General features: G+C 39.6%; 12 protein-coding genes and 2 pseudogenes (1 of these 14 running past the window's edge). 2 read left to right on the forward strand and 12 right to left on the reverse strand.

Going from position 1 to position 19,711, the window contains the following annotated elements; all coding sequences use genetic code 11:
* The 4 genes from HEQ36_RS11320 to HEQ36_RS11335 form a co-directional block, all read right to left on the reverse strand.
* The coding region annotated (locus HEQ36_RS11320) for a DUF4347 domain-containing protein (protein ID WP_290707734.1) crosses the window boundary (this coding region is incomplete at its 3' end): on the reverse strand, positions 1–2,824 show 2,824 of its 28,800 nt. The annotated region extends 25,976 nt beyond the left edge of the window.
* A gap of 153 nt (positions 2,825–2,977) precedes the next feature.
* Positions 2,978–3,718 carry a hypothetical protein gene (locus HEQ36_RS11325; protein WP_053538826.1) on the reverse strand — a complete coding sequence of 247 codons (741 nt, stop codon included), beginning with the start codon at positions 3,716–3,718 and terminating at the stop codon, positions 2,978–2,980.
* Positions 3,719–4,224: 506 nt separating this feature from the next.
* Positions 4,225–5,109 (reverse strand): hypothetical protein, encoded by an 885-nt coding sequence (locus HEQ36_RS11330; RefSeq protein ID WP_168636156.1) that lies wholly within the window; start codon positions 5,107–5,109, stop codon positions 4,225–4,227.
* A gap of 652 nt (positions 5,110–5,761) precedes the next feature.
* A complete protein-coding gene (locus tag HEQ36_RS11335) occupies positions 5,762–6,343 on the reverse strand; it encodes a hypothetical protein (protein ID WP_168636155.1) in 582 nt (193 codons plus the stop codon).
* Between the two features lie 390 nt (positions 6,344–6,733).
* Here HEQ36_RS11335 and HEQ36_RS11340 point away from each other — a divergent pair, with 390 nt between their 5' ends.
* A complete protein-coding gene (locus HEQ36_RS11340) occupies positions 6,734–8,059 on the forward strand; it encodes an ATP-binding protein (RefSeq protein WP_205748523.1) in 1,326 nt (441 codons plus the stop codon).
* A 541-nt stretch (positions 8,060–8,600) separates the two neighbouring features.
* Here the strand turns inward: HEQ36_RS11340 and HEQ36_RS11345 are convergent.
* The 5 genes from HEQ36_RS11345 to HEQ36_RS11365 form a co-directional block, all read right to left on the reverse strand.
* Positions 8,601–8,828, reverse strand: a complete 228-nt coding sequence (locus HEQ36_RS11345) for a hypothetical protein (protein WP_053538830.1) — start codon at positions 8,826–8,828, stop codon at positions 8,601–8,603.
* 588 nt (positions 8,829–9,416) lie between these two features.
* Positions 9,417–12,296: a carboxypeptidase-like regulatory domain-containing protein gene (locus HEQ36_RS11350; RefSeq protein ID WP_168636153.1), complete on the reverse strand. Its 2,880-nt coding sequence runs from the start codon at positions 12,294–12,296 to the stop codon at positions 9,417–9,419.
* A 991-nt stretch (positions 12,297–13,287) separates the two neighbouring features.
* Positions 13,288–14,979: a dihydroxy-acid dehydratase gene (gene ilvD, locus HEQ36_RS11355; RefSeq protein ID WP_168636152.1), complete on the reverse strand. Its 1,692-nt coding sequence runs from the start codon at positions 14,977–14,979 to the stop codon at positions 13,288–13,290.
* A 228-nt stretch (positions 14,980–15,207) separates the two neighbouring features.
* A complete protein-coding gene (locus HEQ36_RS11360) occupies positions 15,208–15,594 on the reverse strand; it encodes a GxxExxY protein (protein ID WP_168636151.1) in 387 nt (128 codons plus the stop codon).
* Positions 15,595–15,691: 97 nt separating this feature from the next.
* A complete protein-coding gene (locus tag HEQ36_RS11365; RefSeq protein WP_233455481.1) occupies positions 15,692–15,964 on the reverse strand; it encodes a hypothetical protein in 273 nt (90 codons plus the stop codon).
* 335 nt (positions 15,965–16,299) lie between these two features.
* Here HEQ36_RS11365 and HEQ36_RS11370 point away from each other — a divergent pair, with 335 nt between their 5' ends.
* Positions 16,300–17,214, forward strand: a complete 915-nt coding sequence (locus tag HEQ36_RS11370) for a DMT family transporter (protein ID WP_168636150.1) — start codon at positions 16,300–16,302, stop codon at positions 17,212–17,214.
* 236 nt (positions 17,215–17,450) lie between these two features.
* Here HEQ36_RS11370 and HEQ36_RS11375 read toward each other — a convergent pair whose 3' ends face one another.
* From HEQ36_RS11375 to HEQ36_RS11385, 3 genes and pseudogenes are all read right to left on the reverse strand, one after another.
* Complete coding sequence (locus HEQ36_RS11375; RefSeq protein WP_168636149.1) at positions 17,451–18,464, reverse strand: hypothetical protein; 1,014 nt, start codon at positions 18,462–18,464, stop codon at positions 17,451–17,453.
* Positions 18,461–18,631 (reverse strand): annotated as a pseudogene (locus HEQ36_RS11380) (ABC transporter ATP-binding protein); the annotation flags it as partial. The gene HEQ36_RS11375 and the pseudogene HEQ36_RS11380, both read right to left, overlap by 4 nt.
* Positions 18,628–19,707 (reverse strand): annotated as a pseudogene (locus HEQ36_RS11385) (P-loop NTPase fold protein); the annotation flags it as partial. The pseudogenes HEQ36_RS11380 and HEQ36_RS11385, both read right to left, overlap by 4 nt.
* Positions 19,708–19,711: the final 4 nt, after the last annotated feature.

A 19,711-nucleotide genomic window follows, 5' to 3' on the forward strand; every position in this document is an offset into this window, starting at 1 on the left:
TGGTAGGGTCGAATTGATGGGGAGTCTTGGTAAAAGTGAATGTTTGGGAAGCCGAACCTAAGCCAGTCAGAGTAACAGCAGTGCCATCAACAGAATCGTCGTAGGTGGATGCCAATTTAATTGTGTTTGTATCCAGAACAATGGCAAAATAACCTCTTTTGGAAAGTCCACCAATGGCAGTTCCTAATGCGGGATCATAGTTAATTACTTGCCCTGTTACTAAACCATGATTAGCGATCGCAATTTTGCTATCGGTTAAATTAACTATACTGTTACTAGAAGCATCTATGGTTTTCACTACCTGGTCTAGTTTCAGGTAATTCAGCAGTTGCGATGAACCAGCAGTTTTGTCACTATCAATTAGATCAATATCTGCTATTCCTGTGGCTGCTCTATCAATGGTTGATGCCAATTTAATCTTGTTTTGATCTACTGCAATCACATAGTATTCACCTTGAGTGGTTAATCCATCAAGATCATTACCATTATCATCACTGAAATAAGTTACTGCCTGACCGGTTATTAAGCCATGATTAGTTAGTGTGATTTCTTCTGTATTAACATTCAGCGCTGTAGCGGCATCGAAGAATAATCCACCTTGGGGAGTTAGGCTTTGTTTAACTCCAGGGTTAAGTCCGGTGTTATCTAAATCTATAGCTGTTTCTTTTACTAACTTGATGGTATTGTCGTCTATTTTAACGACTGTATAGGTTTCTCCATCACTCAGACCACCAATACTTGTACCGCCCCCATTACTATAAATAAACTCATCCCCTGTTTTAAATTGATGATTGGGAATTGTAATGGTGTTGTTGTTGACATTTGATAGATCAATGATCTTACCGACAAAGGCAGAACCGGAGGTAATTGAACCATTGGCTTGGGCCTCAATATTCGTGTCGTCCCAATTAGCGGCAATCCCAATACCCGCGTTGCCACTAATGTAGATTGCTGTGGTAGCTTTGGCATCACTTTTGACTGATCCCTCTGCCTTCAAACTGACGTTCCCTTTGGCAATAATACTGGAGCCATTGTCCATAATTGCCTTAGATGTGGTAGCGGTATTGGCAAAGGCGAATGAAGCCCCAAATTCGTTAGCATTGGCAGGGACAAACGAACCTAAAGTATTAGCAAATACTCTAGCACCTACTAATGCGGTTGTTGTTACTTTTGATCCGACACTGACATCAGAGCCACCTTCAATGGTGGTGCTACCTTGAATAAAGGTTTCGGCTGTACCTGTAGCTCTACCATAGGCAACTGCAAAGTGAGAGAGGGGATTACTCGTACCTGTAATGGCTTTAACGCTATTGACTGTACTAATTGCTTGGACACTACTATCTACAACCGATGTAGAGGCAATATCAACTTTGCCACTGGCAGATATGAAGGTGTTATTAATGGTGATTTGCGTATCCGAACCACGCACTTGTACGGATACAGGAATTAATAAATTTTGTAATTCATACAAAGTAGATTGCACAAAAGGTGCAATTATTGCTTTTTGCACTCCTTCGGGGACTTCTGAATAAGGGTTTTTATCTTCAGCGTTAGCAGTTATTGTAACCTTAGCTCCCTTGATTGTTGATCCTTGTAGGTTTATATCAACTTTCTTATCGGAGTAATCCCAGATCGAAAGACCGGCTCTTAATACTAAAGCTTCTCCCTTGAGGGTTATGTCACCTGCTTTATTAGTAGTATCGCTGCCTAGAACGTGAGCTAGGAGTTTTGATCCAGTTTTGACTTCAATTTGGGGATCTGGTGTCAGTGCATCTTTGATAGCAGCAGCAAAGAAGAAATCAGGATGATCACTTAAATCAACTATGGCATTTAGGTTAATGCTACCTGAATCACCTGTGGAGGCATCTGTTAACCAACTAGCGCTAGTAGTTCCATTGACTAAGCGGGTAGAAATGACGACATTATCTAAAATTTTAATTTTGGGGGCTTGAATGGTAATATTCTTAAAGCCGCCACCACCGATATCACCGTTAATTGTCACTGTGTCTGTGGCATTAATAGTTAGGCTGTCGCGATCGCCTACCCCATCTCCAGAAATTTTCCAGCCTCCATCTAAGGTGAAGTTACCAACTACGTCCAAGGTAACATCTCCGGTCAGAGTAACGTTACCACCAAAGGTGACATTATCTCTATTTTCTACAGGACCTAGTGCAACTACATTTCCATATTGTTGTTTTCCACTGATATTGCCAGAAAGGGAAGCAAATACGGAATCATAGCCAGCGATCGCGCTATCTTTGAAAGCCAGCCCTGCTTCAATTAGTCCTGTTTGTACCTCTAAATCCCAGTCTCCACCTTTATTTGTACCACCTGTTAAATCGTCGGATGCAGCTACATCAGCACCAGTAATTGCACTCAACCTTTGGACTAGGCTGACACCTTCTTCAGTAGCAGCAAAGTCACACCCATAAAGGATAATATCTGCATTCTGGGTGAGGTGTTGACCCCAGCTAGTTAAGTTACTTTCGTAACTGTCTAATGTGTTGAAGTTTAAGTTGGTAGAACCCAGTTCTAAGTCACCTTGACTACCGTGAGTGGCAATATAAACAGACTCTATTCCTTGATATCTTTGCAAGACTTCGCTGATTTGAAAGACTCCATCTTGGGTTAAGTCTAATTTAATTACTTCGATATTGGGATTAATCCCATCTATCAAACTCTGATAGTTGTCAATGTTAGGAGCAATAAAGAGGATTTCCTTGGGATGATTTAATCCTAAATGGTCTGTGGTGCCGTTAGGAATCAAGGGGTTATAACTTTGGGGATTGAGATCCAAGGGATTGTAATTTTCTGGTAATGACATGATTTTGTTCCTTTTTGTTAGTAGTAATAAATAAGCGAACTTGGTGAGATGATATTAAAACTTGATACTGGAAAAGTGACTTACAATAAAAATTCCAAAATACCCCCATTTTCAGGGGATATATTAAGCTCTCGGATAACTAAGAGAGGGTATTTATCTAGCTGTGATTAATTCCTGGTTTAAGGCTTCCGGTGCGTCTTGTAGAATGGGAAATTTAGGAGCTATAAATTTGGTGTTGATGATTTCTTGATAGGTTTCTAAATCTGTTTTCCAGTTGTTTAAACTTTGTGTAAGTGATGCAAGTCTGCCTTCCTTAGTTTCACCTGTAACGTTGTAGCTAAAGTTGCCAGAAAATAAGACAATGGGACTTGATGCTTGTTCTGGTTGGTGGAGTTGACCTTCGTTGATGCTGAGGTTAAATTGGGTATGTTTTAGGGTAAATGTTAATCTGATTGTTGGTTGAATAGGTTCTTGTCCCACTGTTTGCCAAGGTCCTGGAGCTAGTAAACCTTGCATATAGTTTTGCACTTCTGCTTCTCCATCTGTTTCTGTGGGACTGGCATAGCTGCGAAGATTAATTCCTATGGCTTGACATTCTATATTTGGTAATGCTTTGAGGTATTTGTGAGCGATCGCCGCAATTTGTAAATCTGCAATATTTTTATCTCCAAATACTTCTACAAACATCAGACGTTCCGGTTGAGCAACCAAACTCAGGGCATTTGTGAAAATAACTTGAGAACCTTGATCTCCTACTATTGGCTGTTGCGCTAGTTCCCAATCCATAGGGATAATATCGCTGCATTTGAGGAAATCGTGAGTCAGAATACGTGGGTTGTGGTTGCTGGTGGCAATGATAATGCTGAGGTCTTGAAATATGGTGTTAGGTTTCATGATGATGATGCTTTCCTGGATTTATATGGTTTTTGATACAAGGGATCTTCTAATTCTGAATTTAGTGGCTGTAGCGGGTCAGAATTATAGGAGTTTAGGTTCGTGATATCATTTATGCTCATTCAAGCGAAGTCATTAGGAATTATATATTTTCAACACGAATTATTCATTTGATTCTGTAAATAGTTAACTGGGCGGTTAGAAACCGCGTCTACACAGGCAAAACCCAGATGGTGCGTGGGTTTAAATTCCCTTCATCTCATTCCCAGTCAGAGACTGGGAATGAATTCTAGAAGGCTCTGCCTTCAATGATATTAGAGGCAGAGCCTTATCAACTGCATTCCTAGTCAGAGACTAGGAACGAGATGTGTTAGGGATTTGAGCTTAAGTTGACACCAATGAAGCTCTTGCTTTACCCCTACACATCTGGGTTCTTTGTCATTTGGCAAAAGTTTAAATCTCACCCGTGTTTAGTATACCTTGATTTTTTGATCCTTACTCAGTGATTATTTACTAGGTACAGTGAAGGAAAAATTGAAAGGGAGAACATTTTGGTTAGTCCTAGAATTTAATGCCCAACCTTTATTAACCCAAACAAGTTTTCCAGAAAAATTATAAGTCCCAGCGGGAAGAGGCTGTTCATCCTTTTTCGGATAACTAATCGGGAATTTACGGCTACTTTCAGCTACTATTGATGTAGGTAGGCCTACCTGACTGACAATTTCCTTATCCCCTTGTTTAAGTGTCCATTCAATATAGGGACGAGTTGAACCATTACCAGTATTTTGGACACCAACTAATATTTTTCGTTCTTTAGGATTATATTCAACGCCTGTAATGTTGAGATTGGCGGCAGTTTTACCTTGACGAGCATAAACGGTTGCCCCAATTCTGGTTACAAGACCCATTTTTACAGTGACTACATCCTTAGGTGCATTGGGGTTATCAGGAGATTTAGCTAATGATTGAACATACACTACCGCCCGATACTCTTTATTAGTGATATTTCTGGGAATACGAGTCACTAGTCGCACCTGTCTAGATTGTCCTGGTCCGACTGTTAACTCACGGGGAGAAAATACAATATAGGGGGAAAGGTCGGCTTTACTATTAGGTTCTGAAGCGAATCCTCCATCCGTATAGGAAAAAGGTTCGGTATAGAGTCGAGCGCGAACAGGGTCAGTAGTGCTGGCATTGACGATGGTAAATGCCCCTTCGGACTTACCACCTTCGCTATTTAACTCGACAATGCTTGGAATCAAATTTAAGGATTGTGCTTGAGCCATTTGGCCAGATAGCACCAGAGGGAGTCCGATAAAACTTCCCCAAGTAAGGACGCGGATACCAAAATTAAGGATATTTTGCAGAGAAGAAGGGTAAATAGTAAACATAAAGCACTTTCTGATGTTATGAGGTACAGTTTTTTATCGCAAAACTCGTAGGGGCGCAGGGCCTGCGCCCTCCATTGCGCCCTCCATTGCGCCCTTCATTGCGCCCTTCATTGCGCCCTTCATTGCGCCCTCCATTGCGCCCTCCATTGTATTTCATAAGAATGAGAATTGCTGTAGGTATACTGAAAATAACTCTACTGATTTTGTCAGTCAGGTGCATTGCTTGTTTTTAAGGTTATAGCAAATTGTCATCAAACCCAGAACAAGAACCCTAACCCCCTCTCCGCAAGCGATGAATGGGGCTAGGATGTACCTTGTAAGTAGTGAGACAGAATTAATTACACAATGTTATTGCGTTAGCGCAGCGTGGCGTTAGCCATACGGAACGAAGTGAAATCAAGCAATTCCAAGGGTTGTGATTGCTTCCCTTCGCTCGCAATGACTAAATATCTCCAAAAAAGAATGTAGAGACGTTCCATGGAACGTCTCTACAAGAGTTCTAGGATACGCACATTTAATTTCTGGAGATGTCTACTGTAAATATTTTTGTCCAATTACTTATGATTGGAAATCGCTGTAATTTAATCTAGCCATGCAGATACCTTTCATGGCAGGTATCTACATGGCTATGGGAACGCAGATTAAGTGCTGTCTATAGAGGAACTGCAGTTACTAAAACTGTATATTTGTAGACACCTACGGGAATAGTAGACTTAACTTGAGCGTTCATATCAACAGTCCATTCTATTGGGTCAGTAACAGCAGTAAGGTCAGTACCAAGAATGAAACCATCGCTTCTGACAGAGGTACCAGCAAGGCCTGTACCAGGGGATGCGGTATAAGCTACTACGTTCCCAGCGACAGCGGTAGTGGCAGTAGTTAAAACTGACTTGGTACTAATTAGAGTAAGAGCATTGCCTCCATTGTTGGCTGCATCAGCAACAGGAGTGTCTACAAAAAATACTGTGCCTGAGTTGCATGTAGATGTAAATTTTGCTGCGACTGGGGAGACACCACTAACTGGGTCCAGTGCGGCGTTACTGACAGCGCCAATAGTTCCCAGGTCACGACCTCTGGCTATAATTGTACCCGATTGGATATTGGTGAACAAACAGTTAGCCTGAGCAACACCTGTAAAGTCCAGATTCAGTTCTTGGTCAGCCTTAGCTACGGGTGCTAATAAAAAAGAACCGCCTAATAATACAAGAGCAGAAATTAAAGAAATACGTTTCATTTTTTTAATACCTAAAGTAGATGTATCTGCCGAAGTTAGTTTTGATAAACAAAATAATTAACTCCAGTGTTATCACTATAATCCTTTTTCTATATGGTATGGACGAATTTAAGAAAGTTAAGTAAAGTTCATTAATTACAATTCTGAAAATCGGTTTATAATTTGGTTGTAGCTATTCAGGAAAAAAAATAAACTTAGTACAATTTTCCTTAACTTCCTTAAATTCATCATTTTTAAGTTGAGTCGTGAATGGGCGCAGAGAGCGGGTGGGGGATACCGAAAGATAGAGGAAATAAGTAAGAAAGTTAGATATACTAAATATCTCCCAAGCCTTAGATGCACCCAGTTGTGAAAAACCAAAGAAATCGCCCTACATACTTATTAACCAAGTTGGGTGAGAAAAAAATAATTAATACTCTTACTGCAAACCACGTAAACCCTCGTAATAGAGTTACTTGGGTAAAGAAAAAGATGCAAAATACTGATAAAATTATAAGTGAAAATACAATTCGTAAAATTTTAACAAAGCAGGGTGTTGAAGAGTATGCAATTAAAATAGTATTTAAGGCATTGAATATATCATATAAGCGTAACGTAGATGTCATTCTAGTTTCAAAAGATACAAATACTGCGAAGAGTTGCCATCAAGACTTCTTTCCTGTTGACAACAAACAGTCTAATTTTTTCGGTAGAGATGATGACATAGCAAGGCTTAATACTCTAATCAATCAACATCAAAAAGTGATTGTTATTCAGGGACCAGGAGGACTAGGTAAAACAACTTTAGCCAGGCAATATTTAGATAATCAAGGGTTTGATTTAGTTTTATCCCTAGAAATGGCTAGGGAGACTGGGAACATCATTAGCGTAGAAAGCGTAGTTGAAGAATGGCTGCAACAATACTTTGAACAAGAACCAGGAAGGGAATTTGGTATTGCACTCGCAAGATTAAAAAAACACTTGCAAAATCGCCAAGTCGGGATATTAATTGATAACTTAGAACCCGCACTAGATAAACATGGTAGGTTCATTCAAAATTATAGTCGTTATTTAGAATTATTCAGGGTTTTAGCTGATGCAACTGTGCAGTCATTTACGATAATTACTAGTAGAGAATGTTTATTTGATGACCGTGTTGATATAATCTATCATTATTATTTAAGTAGATTAGGTGTATCAGCGTGGCAAGAATTTTTTGCATTTCACGAAGTCGAGATTGATATTTCTTTACTAGAAGAAATGCACATAAAATATGGGAGTAATGCAAAAGCTATGCACGTCCTAGTTAGGTCAATAAAAACAGATTATGAAGGAGATGCAACTGCTTATTGGCAAGAAAATTGTACTTTGGTGGAAAGAGGATTAAAAAATTTAGTTGTCAATCAATTTAACCGATTGCAAAGTTTAAATCCAAATGCTTATAAGTTACTGTGTCGGTTAGGGTGTTATCGCTATCAAGATATACCGCAAGTTACCGAAGATGCCTTACTGGCTTTGTTGTGGGATATTCCTGACCAGCAAGAGCGTATGTATATAATTAGAAGTTTAAAAAATTTGCGTTTGTTTGAATTTGCCAAGGGGAAGTATTGGCTGCATCCACTGATTACAGAAGAGAGCGTAAAAAGGTTAAAATCAAGTCAAGAATGGGATGAAGTTAACCGAAAAGCAGCCGAATTTTGGAGAGGTAGTGTGACAGGGGAAACGCATCTATACTGAAAACGGTTAGTAGTTTAACCAAATATGAAACCCCTCTGGTAAACCTCTCCCTAACCCTCTCACTAACCCTCTCCTAAGAGGAGAGGGAAAAGGAATAATATTTACAGCAATTCTCGTTCTCATGAAATAGAATGGAGGGCGCAGGCCCTGCGCCCCTACGGGTTTGGCGATAAAAAAGTCCAGCTTCTAGCCGTTTTGAGTATACTAAACACGGGTGAGATTTAAACTTTTGCCAAATGACAAAGAACCCAGATGTGTAGCGGTAAAGCAAGAGCTTCATTGGTGTCAACTTAACGTAAAACATCTATCCCGCAAAGAACTCAAGTCATCTCATTCCCAGTCTCTGACTGGGAATGAATTCTAGAAGGCTCTGCCTTCAATGATATTAGAGGCAGAGCCTCATTAACTGCATTCCTAGTCAGAGACTAGGAACGAGATGTGGTGGGGATTTTAGCTTAAGTTGACACCATTAAGCTTTTGCTTTACCCCTACGTTTAGAATCAAACAATCAAGCCGTTTTGAGTATATTTTGTGGCTTACTCTAAGCGACAGATGTTAACTCAAGACTTGCAGCAGGAGTCGCTGATTCTCCGTTATTGGGAGCAGACTGGTCTTCTGGAACATCTACATTTAAAACAGCACTAGGGGCGCTAGTTAGAAATTGAATTGCTCCTGCAACTTCTTTGTAAGGACAATTTTGCAGATAGCCAATCAATCCGTCCCGTTGACGATCTGTAATCAGATAAACGGTCTGTTTAACGTTACTCATAAAACCTCACGGTATGTGGAAAACTTTTTTGGGATTTTAGACATTCTGGCGTTTTTTCACCCTGTACGGGCAGAGTTACTTTAAACACGGTAAAAGTACATTAGTTGTCTCTAAACATACTATTAACAAGCAAACAGATTTAACTGTTCAATAGACATCTCCAGAGATTAAAGATCCTTGACCTTGACCCCCTGTAGTAGAGACGTTCCATGTAACGTCTCTACCATCTTTTCTGACCCAGGTTGGGACGGTCTACCACTTCTTCTATACTGCAAACGGTTCATAATTTAACCAAATATGAAACCCCTCTGGTAAACCTCTCCCCGCAACGGGGAGAGGCTTTGAACCTTGTTCTTTGTATGATAAAAAAGTCCAGCTTCTAGCCGTTTTGAGTATAACATACCTCTAAGATACAAGGTTGGGTTGAGGCACGTTCACGAAGTGTGGCATCAGCCATAACCCAACAAATGCGTCGGGTTGCGCTGTCGTTTAACCCGACCTACAAAAAATGGACAAGGTATTGTTAATAAAATACACTATAATCTATTTTAGATCAATACTTTTTCTTTTATGTCTAACTCAGTTATATTACGGTTTAAGTCTCAAATTTAGCTGTTGATATGGTTCGGAGGATTGGCTTAGATCTATTGTTTTCGGTGCTGCGGGGATATTATTAATGAAAAGATTATAATTAGGGTCTATTAATCCCTCTAGATAATAGATACCGTCCGCACTAGTAATAGAAAAGACTCTGTGACTAGAGGTAGAAGACACAGCTTCAACCTTGGCACCAGACATAACTTTTCCTTGAGAATCAGTTGCAGTTCCTGATATCGTATAGGATCTAGCAAAGGGAATCAGGACTTCTGTAAAACCTCCCCCTGTAACTTCAATCCCTACAGCAGTATTTTTAGTAGGATACCAATCTAGAGGATAGCTAGAAGGATCTAAGTCAAGGCGATAAAGTCCTGGGTCAATGGGTACAACAATCTCATTATCAGTAACTTCTGATGGATATTGGGAAATAGGCTTGTTATTGAGAATCAAGAGTGAGTCGAATTTTTTGACAATTAAAGGCTCTGTTGGCTCTCTAGTACCGTTATTATTTTTATCTAAAAATGGTTTAAGTAGAATACCACTAAAAATGTCGCCTATAGGTGGAGAAGAATCTTTTAGGTAAACACCACGTTTGAAGTCAAAATTAGTTGATAGTGAAAGTTCAAATCTACCACTATTAGACCCCAAACCAACATTACTATAATTAGCTTGCAAAAATAAACCGGAAAAGATTTCGTGGGAGAAATTAGTCATAAATCCCGACCCATTTGAGCCAATAATATAACCTAATTCTACCTGCAATTTAGATTTATTTGGCTGAAAACGCCAATTGAGAGTTAGTAAAGAGTCCCCTTTAGAGTTGCTAGAACCAGGTGATGCAAGAGTTTGATAACTCAAACCCAGAGAATTATAGGAATTGCCTGCTTTTAATCTAGAGTTACCTAAGAGATTGTAAGTGAGGTTAGTTTTGGTAAGAAAATTACTACGAGAATGTTGGAGTTCAAAATTACCTATTTTGCCAGTTAAATCCCATTTTAGTTTGCTTACACTATTCCATTGCAGAGTTAGGGAAGCAGAAATTTTCCGGACTAATATATTAGTTCGCGCGCCAATGTTGTACCTAAATGGCGAACTAGCAGTGTAGTCATAGTTAAAATTACTAAATAGCGATAGACGGGGTAAAATAGTTCCACTAATATTCAAACTACTGCGTTGTAAATCTGTAGCTAAATTGGCTTTGATTTTAGGAGTGGGATTATACTGAATATTAGCATTAAAGTCCCAATCTGTGTTCAGAGTTGGAGTTAAAGCCGAAGCTGTAATTTGTAGGGGAGTATTTTCGGGTTGAAACAACAACTCTGTTGAGGCGGAAAAACCATTGTCATAACTAGCGATCGCTCCCAATGTCAGTTCTTGGGATACCCCATAACGATAGCTGGCAGCTAAAGACAAATCACTGAAAGTTCCTAAAAACTGTTTGTTATTAGTAAAATTATTGCGTCGTGTCCCGGCTGATACCATTAGAGAAGAAGTCTGGGAAGGCGACTGTCCAGGGATAATTGGGAGATTGACAATCCTTTCTTCGGGTTTAGATGTCAGTTTTCCTTGGGGATATAACAGTAATCGCACCTCAGAAAGGGTGACATCGTTAAAGCTGTATTTTCCTGATTCATCCACTAAAACCTCGGCAAAAAGCTGCTGATTATACCTAGAAAGTAATTGTACTAAAGTTCCTGGAGCGGCTTGACCTCTCACCGTTTGACCGAAACTGGTTGGCCGGACACGAGTATTTGCGTTTCCACCGTTCCCCAGGGGCATGGTAAATCCCCAGCGTTTGACGGCAGTTACACCCCAAAAAGGTTTGGGGCTAGTGCTACGCCAAAAGGGCTGTTGTGAGCCTATAAATAAATCGGTGGAGCTTTTGTTGAGAGTATAGCTGGCTGAACCTAATCTCAAAATGGTTTCATTTTTATTTTTGTCTTGGGTTCGTGTTTGATTGAGAGTAAGAAGCCATGATCCTCCTAGCAAGCTACCACTACTGGTAAATGTTCGGTTCTGACTACCACGAGAAGGGGAATTTTCGGTTGTTTCTTGTTTATTTATGGTGGTGACAGTGAATCGAGGCGCGGAAAGATGGGGGATATTCGTGAAGTCAATGGGCGGTTCAACGGGGACTTTGGTGGGGTCAGATTGGTTTGTGGCAGGATATTTAATTTGGATGCCATAATTATTAATGTCAAATTCTGGAGTAATACCAAACCAGTCTTTAACATCCCGTATAGACAACACAGCACCAATTTCGGGGTCGAGTTTGAGGCGGCTAAGATCAAGATTGAAGATAACTGTGCGTGATCGTAACTGTACCTGACCATTAGGCAAATTAGTCACCCGAATATTTAACGCCTTGATCATTGAATCATAGGGAACAAGCCAATCATCAAATTGAATTGCCTGAGAACCATCCTCAGTTCCCCTTATCAATGTACTTTTAACAACCATACGTCCATCTACTTCAATTCCAACAGGCAAAACACCCCATTGAGCAGCAATATTTTTAGGATCAATGGGGGGGATGGGTTGGGGGGATGGGTTGGGGGGAGAAGGGGCAGACTCATTAACTGGCGAGACTGCTGCGGTTTTAGGAACTTCTTGAGTAACTTCCTGATTTTTACTATTTGTTTCTTCTTTATTGAGTGGTTTGTTAGAGATTTTATCCGAGTATAGCTTATTTGAATCTATCACTCGCGGAAGCTCTACTGTATCGGTAAACTCTTTAACTCCAGGCGTTATAGCAGGCTTAATTTGAGTTTGTGCAAATACAGCAACGGCAGGGTTTATATGCTTACAGTAGTGGTCATAATTAGGATGGTAGTTGAAACATTGGACAGATGGTAAAAAATAAAAAGTCATCTTTCTATATCCATGTATATCTAGAAAGAGTTTGATATACTCAACACGGCTTAATAATTTGATTCTGTGGGTAGGGGTAAAGCAAGAGCTTCATTGGTGTCAACTTAACGTAAAACCTGTAGCCCGCCTGGGAATGAATTCCCAGTCTAATAGCAGAAGTTGTCTGAAGATGACTAAATAACCCGGAAATTTTTGAGTAAGTAGGTGAACACAATAAAACCAAACTGTGTAAAGAAATGTAAAATCGCCCAAACCCTTTTCACTCTTGCCTCTTGCCTCTTGCCTTTTGCCTTGCCATAACGACAATTTTCAACGCTCACCTACTTAAACTAAAGTTTACTTTCGCTATTAGCCCGGAAATCCATTTCTGGGTGGGTGTGGAAGCCAACAAATAAGACATCTGTAGCTTAAGTTGACACCATTAAGCTTTTGCTTTACCCCTACAAATCTAGGTTTTTCGTAATTTTGTAAAAGTCCATGTCTCAACCGTGTTTAGTATAGTTAGTTATCTATAAGTAGGTGAACACAATAAAACCAATCTGTGTAAAGAAAAGTAAAATCGCCTAAACCCTCTTCACTCTTGCCTTTTGCCTCTTGCCTTGCCATAACGACGATTTTCAATGCTAACCTACTTAAGTATTTGTGGTTGATGTGATGTATTTTTGTTTTTGGATTGTCAAAGTATTAATGCGACTAAACTAAGAGGATATTTAAAATTTTTTTAATGTATAAATCAATTTCTCTGGTAAACGTTCACGGAGCAATCAGCATGAAACCCAACAAATGCGTTGGGTTGCGCTGTCGCTTAACCCAACTACAGAAAGTGTACAAGGTAAGTAGTGAGACAGAATTAATTACACAATGTCATTGCGTTAGCGCAGCGTGGCGTTAGCTATATGGAACGAAGTGAAATGAAGCAATTCCAAGGGTTGTGATTGCTTCCCTTCGCTCGCAATGACTGTAAATATTTTTGTCCAATTACTTATTGCTGCTAGTTAGCAAATAAGTCCAAATCTGTGACTGCACCTACACTGCTGGAGGATACCAATTTGGCATATTTGGCAAGTACGCCTTTGGTATATCTGGGTGGAAGTGGTTGCCAATTTGCGCGACGGATGGCTAATTCTGCATCTGATATATTCAGTTGTAATAGACGATTATGGGCATCTATGGTAATGCTATCACCTTCTGCTACTAGGGCGATCGCACCACCTACAGCCGCTTCTGGGGCAACGTGGCCGACTACCATGCCGTAAGTACCACCGGAGAAACGTCCGTCGGTAATTAAGCCTACGGAGTCTCCTAAACCAGCACCAATAATGGCGGAGGTAGGGGCTAACATTTCTCTCATGCCGGGTCCACCTTTTGGTCCTTCGTAACGGATCACAATGACATCACCGGCTTTGATTTTTCCGGCGAGGATGGCATCTAAACAGGATTCTTCAGATTCAAATACTCTGGCAGGTCCTGTAATAACTGGCTTTTTGACTCCGGTAATTTTGGCTACTGCCCCTTCTGTGGCGAGGTTGCCTTTGAGAATGGCTAGGTGTCCCTGGGCATACATGGGGTTATTCCAGGGACGAATTACGTCTTGGTCTGGGCGTGGTTCGGCGGGGATATCTGCTAAAACTTCGGCGACGGTTTGCCCGGAAATGGTGATACAGTCTCCATGCAGTAAGTCATGAACCAGAAGCATTTTCATGACTTGGGGAATGCCGCCGGCTTTGTGTAAGTCTGTGGCGACATATTTACCACTGGGTTTTAAATCACAAATGACGGGAACTCTACCGCGAATGGTTTCAAAGTCGTCTATGGTTAATTCTACACCGGCAGCGCGGGCGATCGCTAAAAAATGTAATACTGCATTGGTTGAACCACCCACAGCCATAATTACAGATATGGCGTTTTCTATGGATTTACGGGTGATGATTTGTCGGGGTAATATCTGCTTGCGAATGGCTTCAACTAGAACTTGAGCAGATTTTTCCGTACTGTCGGCTTTTTCTGGGTCTTCTGCGGCCATTGTCGAGGAATAGGGTAAACTCATGCCCATTGCTTCAAATGCTGAAGACATGGTATTGGCTGTAAACATCCCACCACATGACCCTGCACCGGGACAAGCGCCGCGTTCAACTGCTAACAGTTCATTTTCGTCAATTTTGCCGGCACTGTATTGGCCAACGGCTTCAAAGGAACTGACAACGGTTAAATCTTTACCCTCATAATGTCCGGGTTTGATTGTTCCACCATAGACAAAGATAGCAGGGATATTCATCCGCGCCATTGCTAACATTGCCCCAGGCATATTTTTATCACAACCACCAATTGCTAATACACCGTCCATACTTTGGGCGCTACAGGCTGTTTCAATGGAATCAGCGATGACTTCCCGTGATACTAGGGAGTATTTCATCCCTTCTGTTCCCATAGAAATCCCGTCACTGACAGTAATTGTCCCGAAAATTTGGGGCATTGCGCCGGCGGCTTTTACAGCAGTTTGCGCCCTTTGTGCCAGTTCGTTAATCCCCATGTTACAAGGGGTGATGGTGCTGTAACCGTTGGCTATACCGACTATGGCTTTGTTAAAATCTTCATCTTGAAAACCTACAGCCCGCAGCATGGCACGATTAGGCGATCGCTGTACCCCTTGTGTGATAGCTTTACTTTTAAGATTTTCTGACATCTTTTTTCCTTGTTTACTATCTATTGTCGCTTAGTCTTCAGTATTCCTTATACCAAATTAAGATGTAGCTGCATAGAATCAGATTTTTGGATTTATTAAACGCTGATAAACGCTGATAAACGCAGATAAAGACGGATGAATTAAATAAATCCTGTACATCCTTTAATCCTGAAAATCCTGATTCAGACAAAAAAATCCTGAAAATCCCATAATCCCGAAAATCCTGATTCAGACAAAAACACCTTTATATTTAGGATTAAATACCTTTTTAAACTGAAGACTAACAGCACCAAAATTAATCAGCAACCCCACAGGGAAATCATAAGCGACAACATAATTTTTCACCTGTGATAAATGCACATCCTCCAAATTGATCAGCGCCTTCAACTCCACAATAACCTGGTCTTCCACCAGAAAATCTGCCCTGCGCGTACCCACATCAATGCCATCATAATAAATAACTTGTTCCACCTCCCGACCAAGATTCAAACCCGCCCTTTTCAACTCAATTTCCAAACATCTTTGATAAATAACCTCCTGAAAACCATTACCCAGAGTATTATGTACCTTCATCGCACAACCATTAACCCTATATGTTATCTCATCCAACTTCATATAAATCCTCCACATCCTTAAAATCCAAAAAATCCCAACTCAAACCAAAAAATAAATCCTGAAAATCCCATAATCCTGAAAATCCTGATTCAGACAATTAAAATCCCTTCTTAGCAAACTCCTTTGCCTTTGCTTGAGGGTCAAATTGTAAATTCTTATCCCATTCTTTAGCTTGGCGGAAATTAGCCAAAGCCCCATTTATATCATCATTTTCTGCTAAGTTCTCACCTTGGATCACTAACACCGTTGCTGCTAATAATAACCGAGATGGAGTTTGGCAATCTTTTAATTCTGCCAACACTTGAGGATTACCAATCAAATAATTATTCAGCAAACTGCAACCACTGGTGACTAAATTATCTAAATCCAAATCCCATAAAATGATCGTCTTGTCTTCACTCCCAGAAGCCAGTTGTTGTCCGTCGGGGCTGCTAAATTTATAGTGAAACTTAGTTTAAAACAGGTTTTTACTCCTGACTCATGACTCCTGCTATGATTCATTAAGGGACTTCCAAGAAATAAAATCCCCAAAAATCTCTTGTGGTGCGGGCATCTTGCCCGCTAATCATCAAGGACGGGCAGGATGCCCATCACACAAAATTGGGTAATTTATTTTTTGGTGTTCCCTAATCATAAAAAATAATTTTTCTAAAAATTTTGATATGATTTAAGAATATTCCTAATCTAAATAAAAAATTATCAAACTTGTCAAATTTATCTTCTCCTTCTGGCTTTTCTCGGTGGAAAATTTTTGTATATGGCATATCAGCAGCAGCTAGCTGGGGTTTTTCTACTGTAATGACTAAGGGATTACTGGAATACATTCCTCCTCTCACTCTGCTTGTTATTCAACTTATATCTAGCAACATTTTTTTATGGGTAATAATATGGCTACGAAAAATACCAATTCCACCAGCTGGACGCGGCATTAAATTGGGTTTACCTGGTCTCCTTCAACCGGGGATTGCCAATACATTAGGAACAATAGGTTTATCACTTACAGACGCTAGTGTTGAATCATTAATTTGGTCAACAGAAACTATTCTTATTATTGTTTTTGCTTGGTTGCTGCTTGGCGAAAAAGTGAGCTTCATCTCAAGCGTTTTTTCGTTCATAGCTTTCTTTGGTGTATGTTTGGTAACAGTTAATTTTAATAGCACAGTAAATGGTAGCTCTTCAGTCCTTGGCAACTTATTAATCGTTGTTGCTACATTTTGTGCTACACTTTACACTATCATAACTCGACGACTCGTGGTAAACCTCGACTCACTGATTTTGGTTGCTCTAAATCAAAGCGTTGGGCTTGTAGGGATATCACTTGTTTGGCTGTTTAGCCAGTTCATGGGTAGTAATACTGAACTAAAAGATATTAGCTTTGGCGTTTGGACACTGGCAGTCATTTCTGGTATAACTCTTCATGGTCTTCCATTTTGGTTGTACACCTTTGTCCTTAAAAACGTACAGGCAAGTTTTGCCTCATTATTCATTACACTCATTCCTGTTTTTACTATTATCGGTTCCCATCTATTTTTAGATGAAAAACTCTCTTCTATTCAGTGGGTAGGGACAGCGTTAATATTAGTTTCAGTGGTCAGTGTTTCGTTTTTGTATAAAGAATAGATGTTCGCCAGTTCCAAATCTTCAAACGACCAATTTTCCTTGTGTGACAGTTTAGGGTGCGGAATGTGGTTTAAAATTACACCACTTAATGCTTGCATGAGATTAATTTTGTGATAATGCTCTTACTATTTTTTGTGGCGTTGCTGAAACCAGGTATGAATTTAGGTCTAGAGACGTTCCATGGAACGTCTCTACAAGGGTTTTGAAATCATCAAAAATCATTTTCATACCTCAAATCAGCAACGCCTTTTTTGTTTATTCGCCTTCTTATTTAAAACTTTTAAAACAATACTACAAGCTTTATCTTGTGCTGCTTTAGTGAACTGAGCTTCTATCGAGGGGTCATGGTCAAGAAAAAAAGTGCGCTTGTAAGGTCTTCCATCAAGTAATTTTACTTCTTCTAAAATCTCAGGAATCTCATATATTCTTTCAGGAAAGTACTTGACAAGAAGATTTGCAAACTTTGAGAAATGCCAACTTTCATCAGCAATGACTCTTCTGACAAAATTACTGAGTGGTTGCCCAATTTGTTGATAAATTGGCAGGTCATGTATATATGCATTAATAGTGGAAATTTCATCGTATGTGAGAGCTACGAGAAGCTTAAAAGAGTCTTTCATAATCGAATTAAACTGTATAAAATCAGATTTCTCTATATCAAGTGTAATTTCCCTTTCTGGATTAATGCCAAATAGTTGAGAATACGCAGTTTTGAACCCAGCGCAATGATTCATCTCATCACAAAGCCATAGTACCATTACACACCAGAACTCTTCAGGCATCTTAATAGAGCTTGATGCCACATAATTGAAAAATCGAAGTGAATCACCCTCAGTAATTTTGTCAGAATCAAGAATTCTTTCAACACCTTCTTTGGTTACTACTCGTGGCGAAGGTAGTTTGAGTAAAGCTAAACTTTGAGAATCAAGTATTTCTTCGTAGCTCCAATAACCAGTCTTCCTTGCAAGTGTTTCTGGTATATAATTCTCCTTGTAGTTAGCAAGTCTTCTCTTCGTATGAACTATTATTTCAGGTCTGACTTTACTGCTATCTAGAGAACTAAAGACTATAAAATCATCTGTCTTACCAGGTACATGCACAAAATTTATTTGTTCAAGAAATTTACTGACTTTTGAATCCCGATTGAATTTCATCAAATGCACTCCTGGTATAAATAAGGTTTTTACCCCACCTTGACAATGGGGGACTAAGGGGGGTAACTTGAAATGTGTAATATCAATATTAATCAAACCGTCAAAAACTTTTGAATCACATCTTGACTAAGTTCCTGAGTTATACCGGAAGCAACAATCCCCCTTTTTTGCATAGCATAATAGTAATCTGCCTGACGGACAAAATGCAAGTGCTGTTCTACCAATAAGACGGAAACTCCTGTGGTTTCAATAATCTGACGGACTTTAATAACCGCAAAATATCGCGCACATGACCACCGCTAACCTGACACAAACGGTCTAAAGTTGCTGGAGTCTCAAAAATGTCGGTAATTTTATTTAAGCGGTCTTCTGGTGCTAAATTAGGGAATGCTCTAGCTAAAATCATCTGTCGCATTAGCTCTAATCCCTGTTGATGGATGCTACCATCTGAATACTTAACAGGAACCATTGGTAATATTTTTGGGCGTTCTGGAAATCGTTGAGTTAGTATGCCATATTCATTGGAAAATTTCAAAGCTAAAGGCATGGTATAAATAACATGACAATTAAGTTGAGTTAGATATTCACCTTGGTCTACAAATATATATTCTTGTTGTGTGCGACCCCAGGGTTTAACCGTGTTCTCTATGCGGTCTAGGTTATCAACTATGACAACTAAACCATTTTTACCCTGTTGTTTGAGTTTAGAAATGGCAGGTTCTAAAAGTTCTTGATTAATTGCTTTTATTAAGTTTGTTTTCTGTGGTGCTAAATATTGATTTATTTTGGTTCTTAATGTGGGATCACTTTTCATTTTGGTGGTGATTTCCCCAATACCCAATGACAAAGATAATTTTTGTCCGTCAACAGTATAACCAATATCTTGACCAGCAAATTTACCTTTAACACCTGTAACTTCAGAGTTTAAAATATTCCATGCACCTTGAAGTAATTCCTGAAATTTTTTCGGTTCTTCGAGAACAATTTCCTCAAGACTTTTACTAATGCGACTAGCAATAGCTAAAAATACATCAGCAATATCTACATCTGTGATTTCTAAATCTTCGCTAGACTCAAAATAGACAACATGAAAATCTGCTGCTTCTAATTCTACCTGTAAACGTAATAATTCTGTGGATTTACCGCAACCAATATGTCCAGTAAATAGGTTACAGGTAGGCTCATCTGGATTCCATATAGTAATACTATCTTTAAGAGTGCTGATGATATCCTCACCACGCACTCCCGAAAAGTCAATATAACATTTTTGATCTTCAACATTCTGCGCTTTCAGAGTGCGTGCGGGGTTAGTGGCTTTATAAAAATCCTTAATATCCATTTTG

Origin of the sequence: Anabaena sp. 54 (assembly GCF_017355725.1) — a bacterium.
In the GTDB taxonomy this organism is placed as follows: domain Bacteria; phylum Cyanobacteriota; class Cyanobacteriia; order Cyanobacteriales; family Nostocaceae; genus Dolichospermum; species Dolichospermum heterosporum.

Coding starts and splice junctions, on each gene's coding strand:
- ilvD (WP_168636152.1), bottom strand. CDS start 14,979: ATGTCAGAAAATCTTAAAAGTAAAGCTATCACACAAGGGGTACAGCGA.
- HEQ36_RS11360 (WP_168636151.1), bottom strand. CDS start 15,594: ATGAAGTTGGATGAGATAACATATAGGGTTAATGGTTGTGCGATGAAG.
- HEQ36_RS11325 (WP_053538826.1), bottom strand. CDS start 3,718: ATGAAACCTAACACCATATTTCAAGACCTCAGCATTATCATTGCCACC.
- HEQ36_RS11335 (WP_168636155.1), bottom strand. CDS start 6,343: ATGAAACGTATTTCTTTAATTTCTGCTCTTGTATTATTAGGCGGTTCT.
- HEQ36_RS11350 (WP_168636153.1), bottom strand. CDS start 12,296: ATGACTTTTTATTTTTTACCATCTGTCCAATGTTTCAACTACCATCCT.
- HEQ36_RS11345 (WP_053538830.1), bottom strand. CDS start 8,828: ATGAGTAACGTTAAACAGACCGTTTATCTGATTACAGATCGTCAACGG.
- HEQ36_RS11330 (WP_168636156.1), bottom strand. CDS start 5,109: ATGTTTACTATTTACCCTTCTTCTCTGCAAAATATCCTTAATTTTGGT.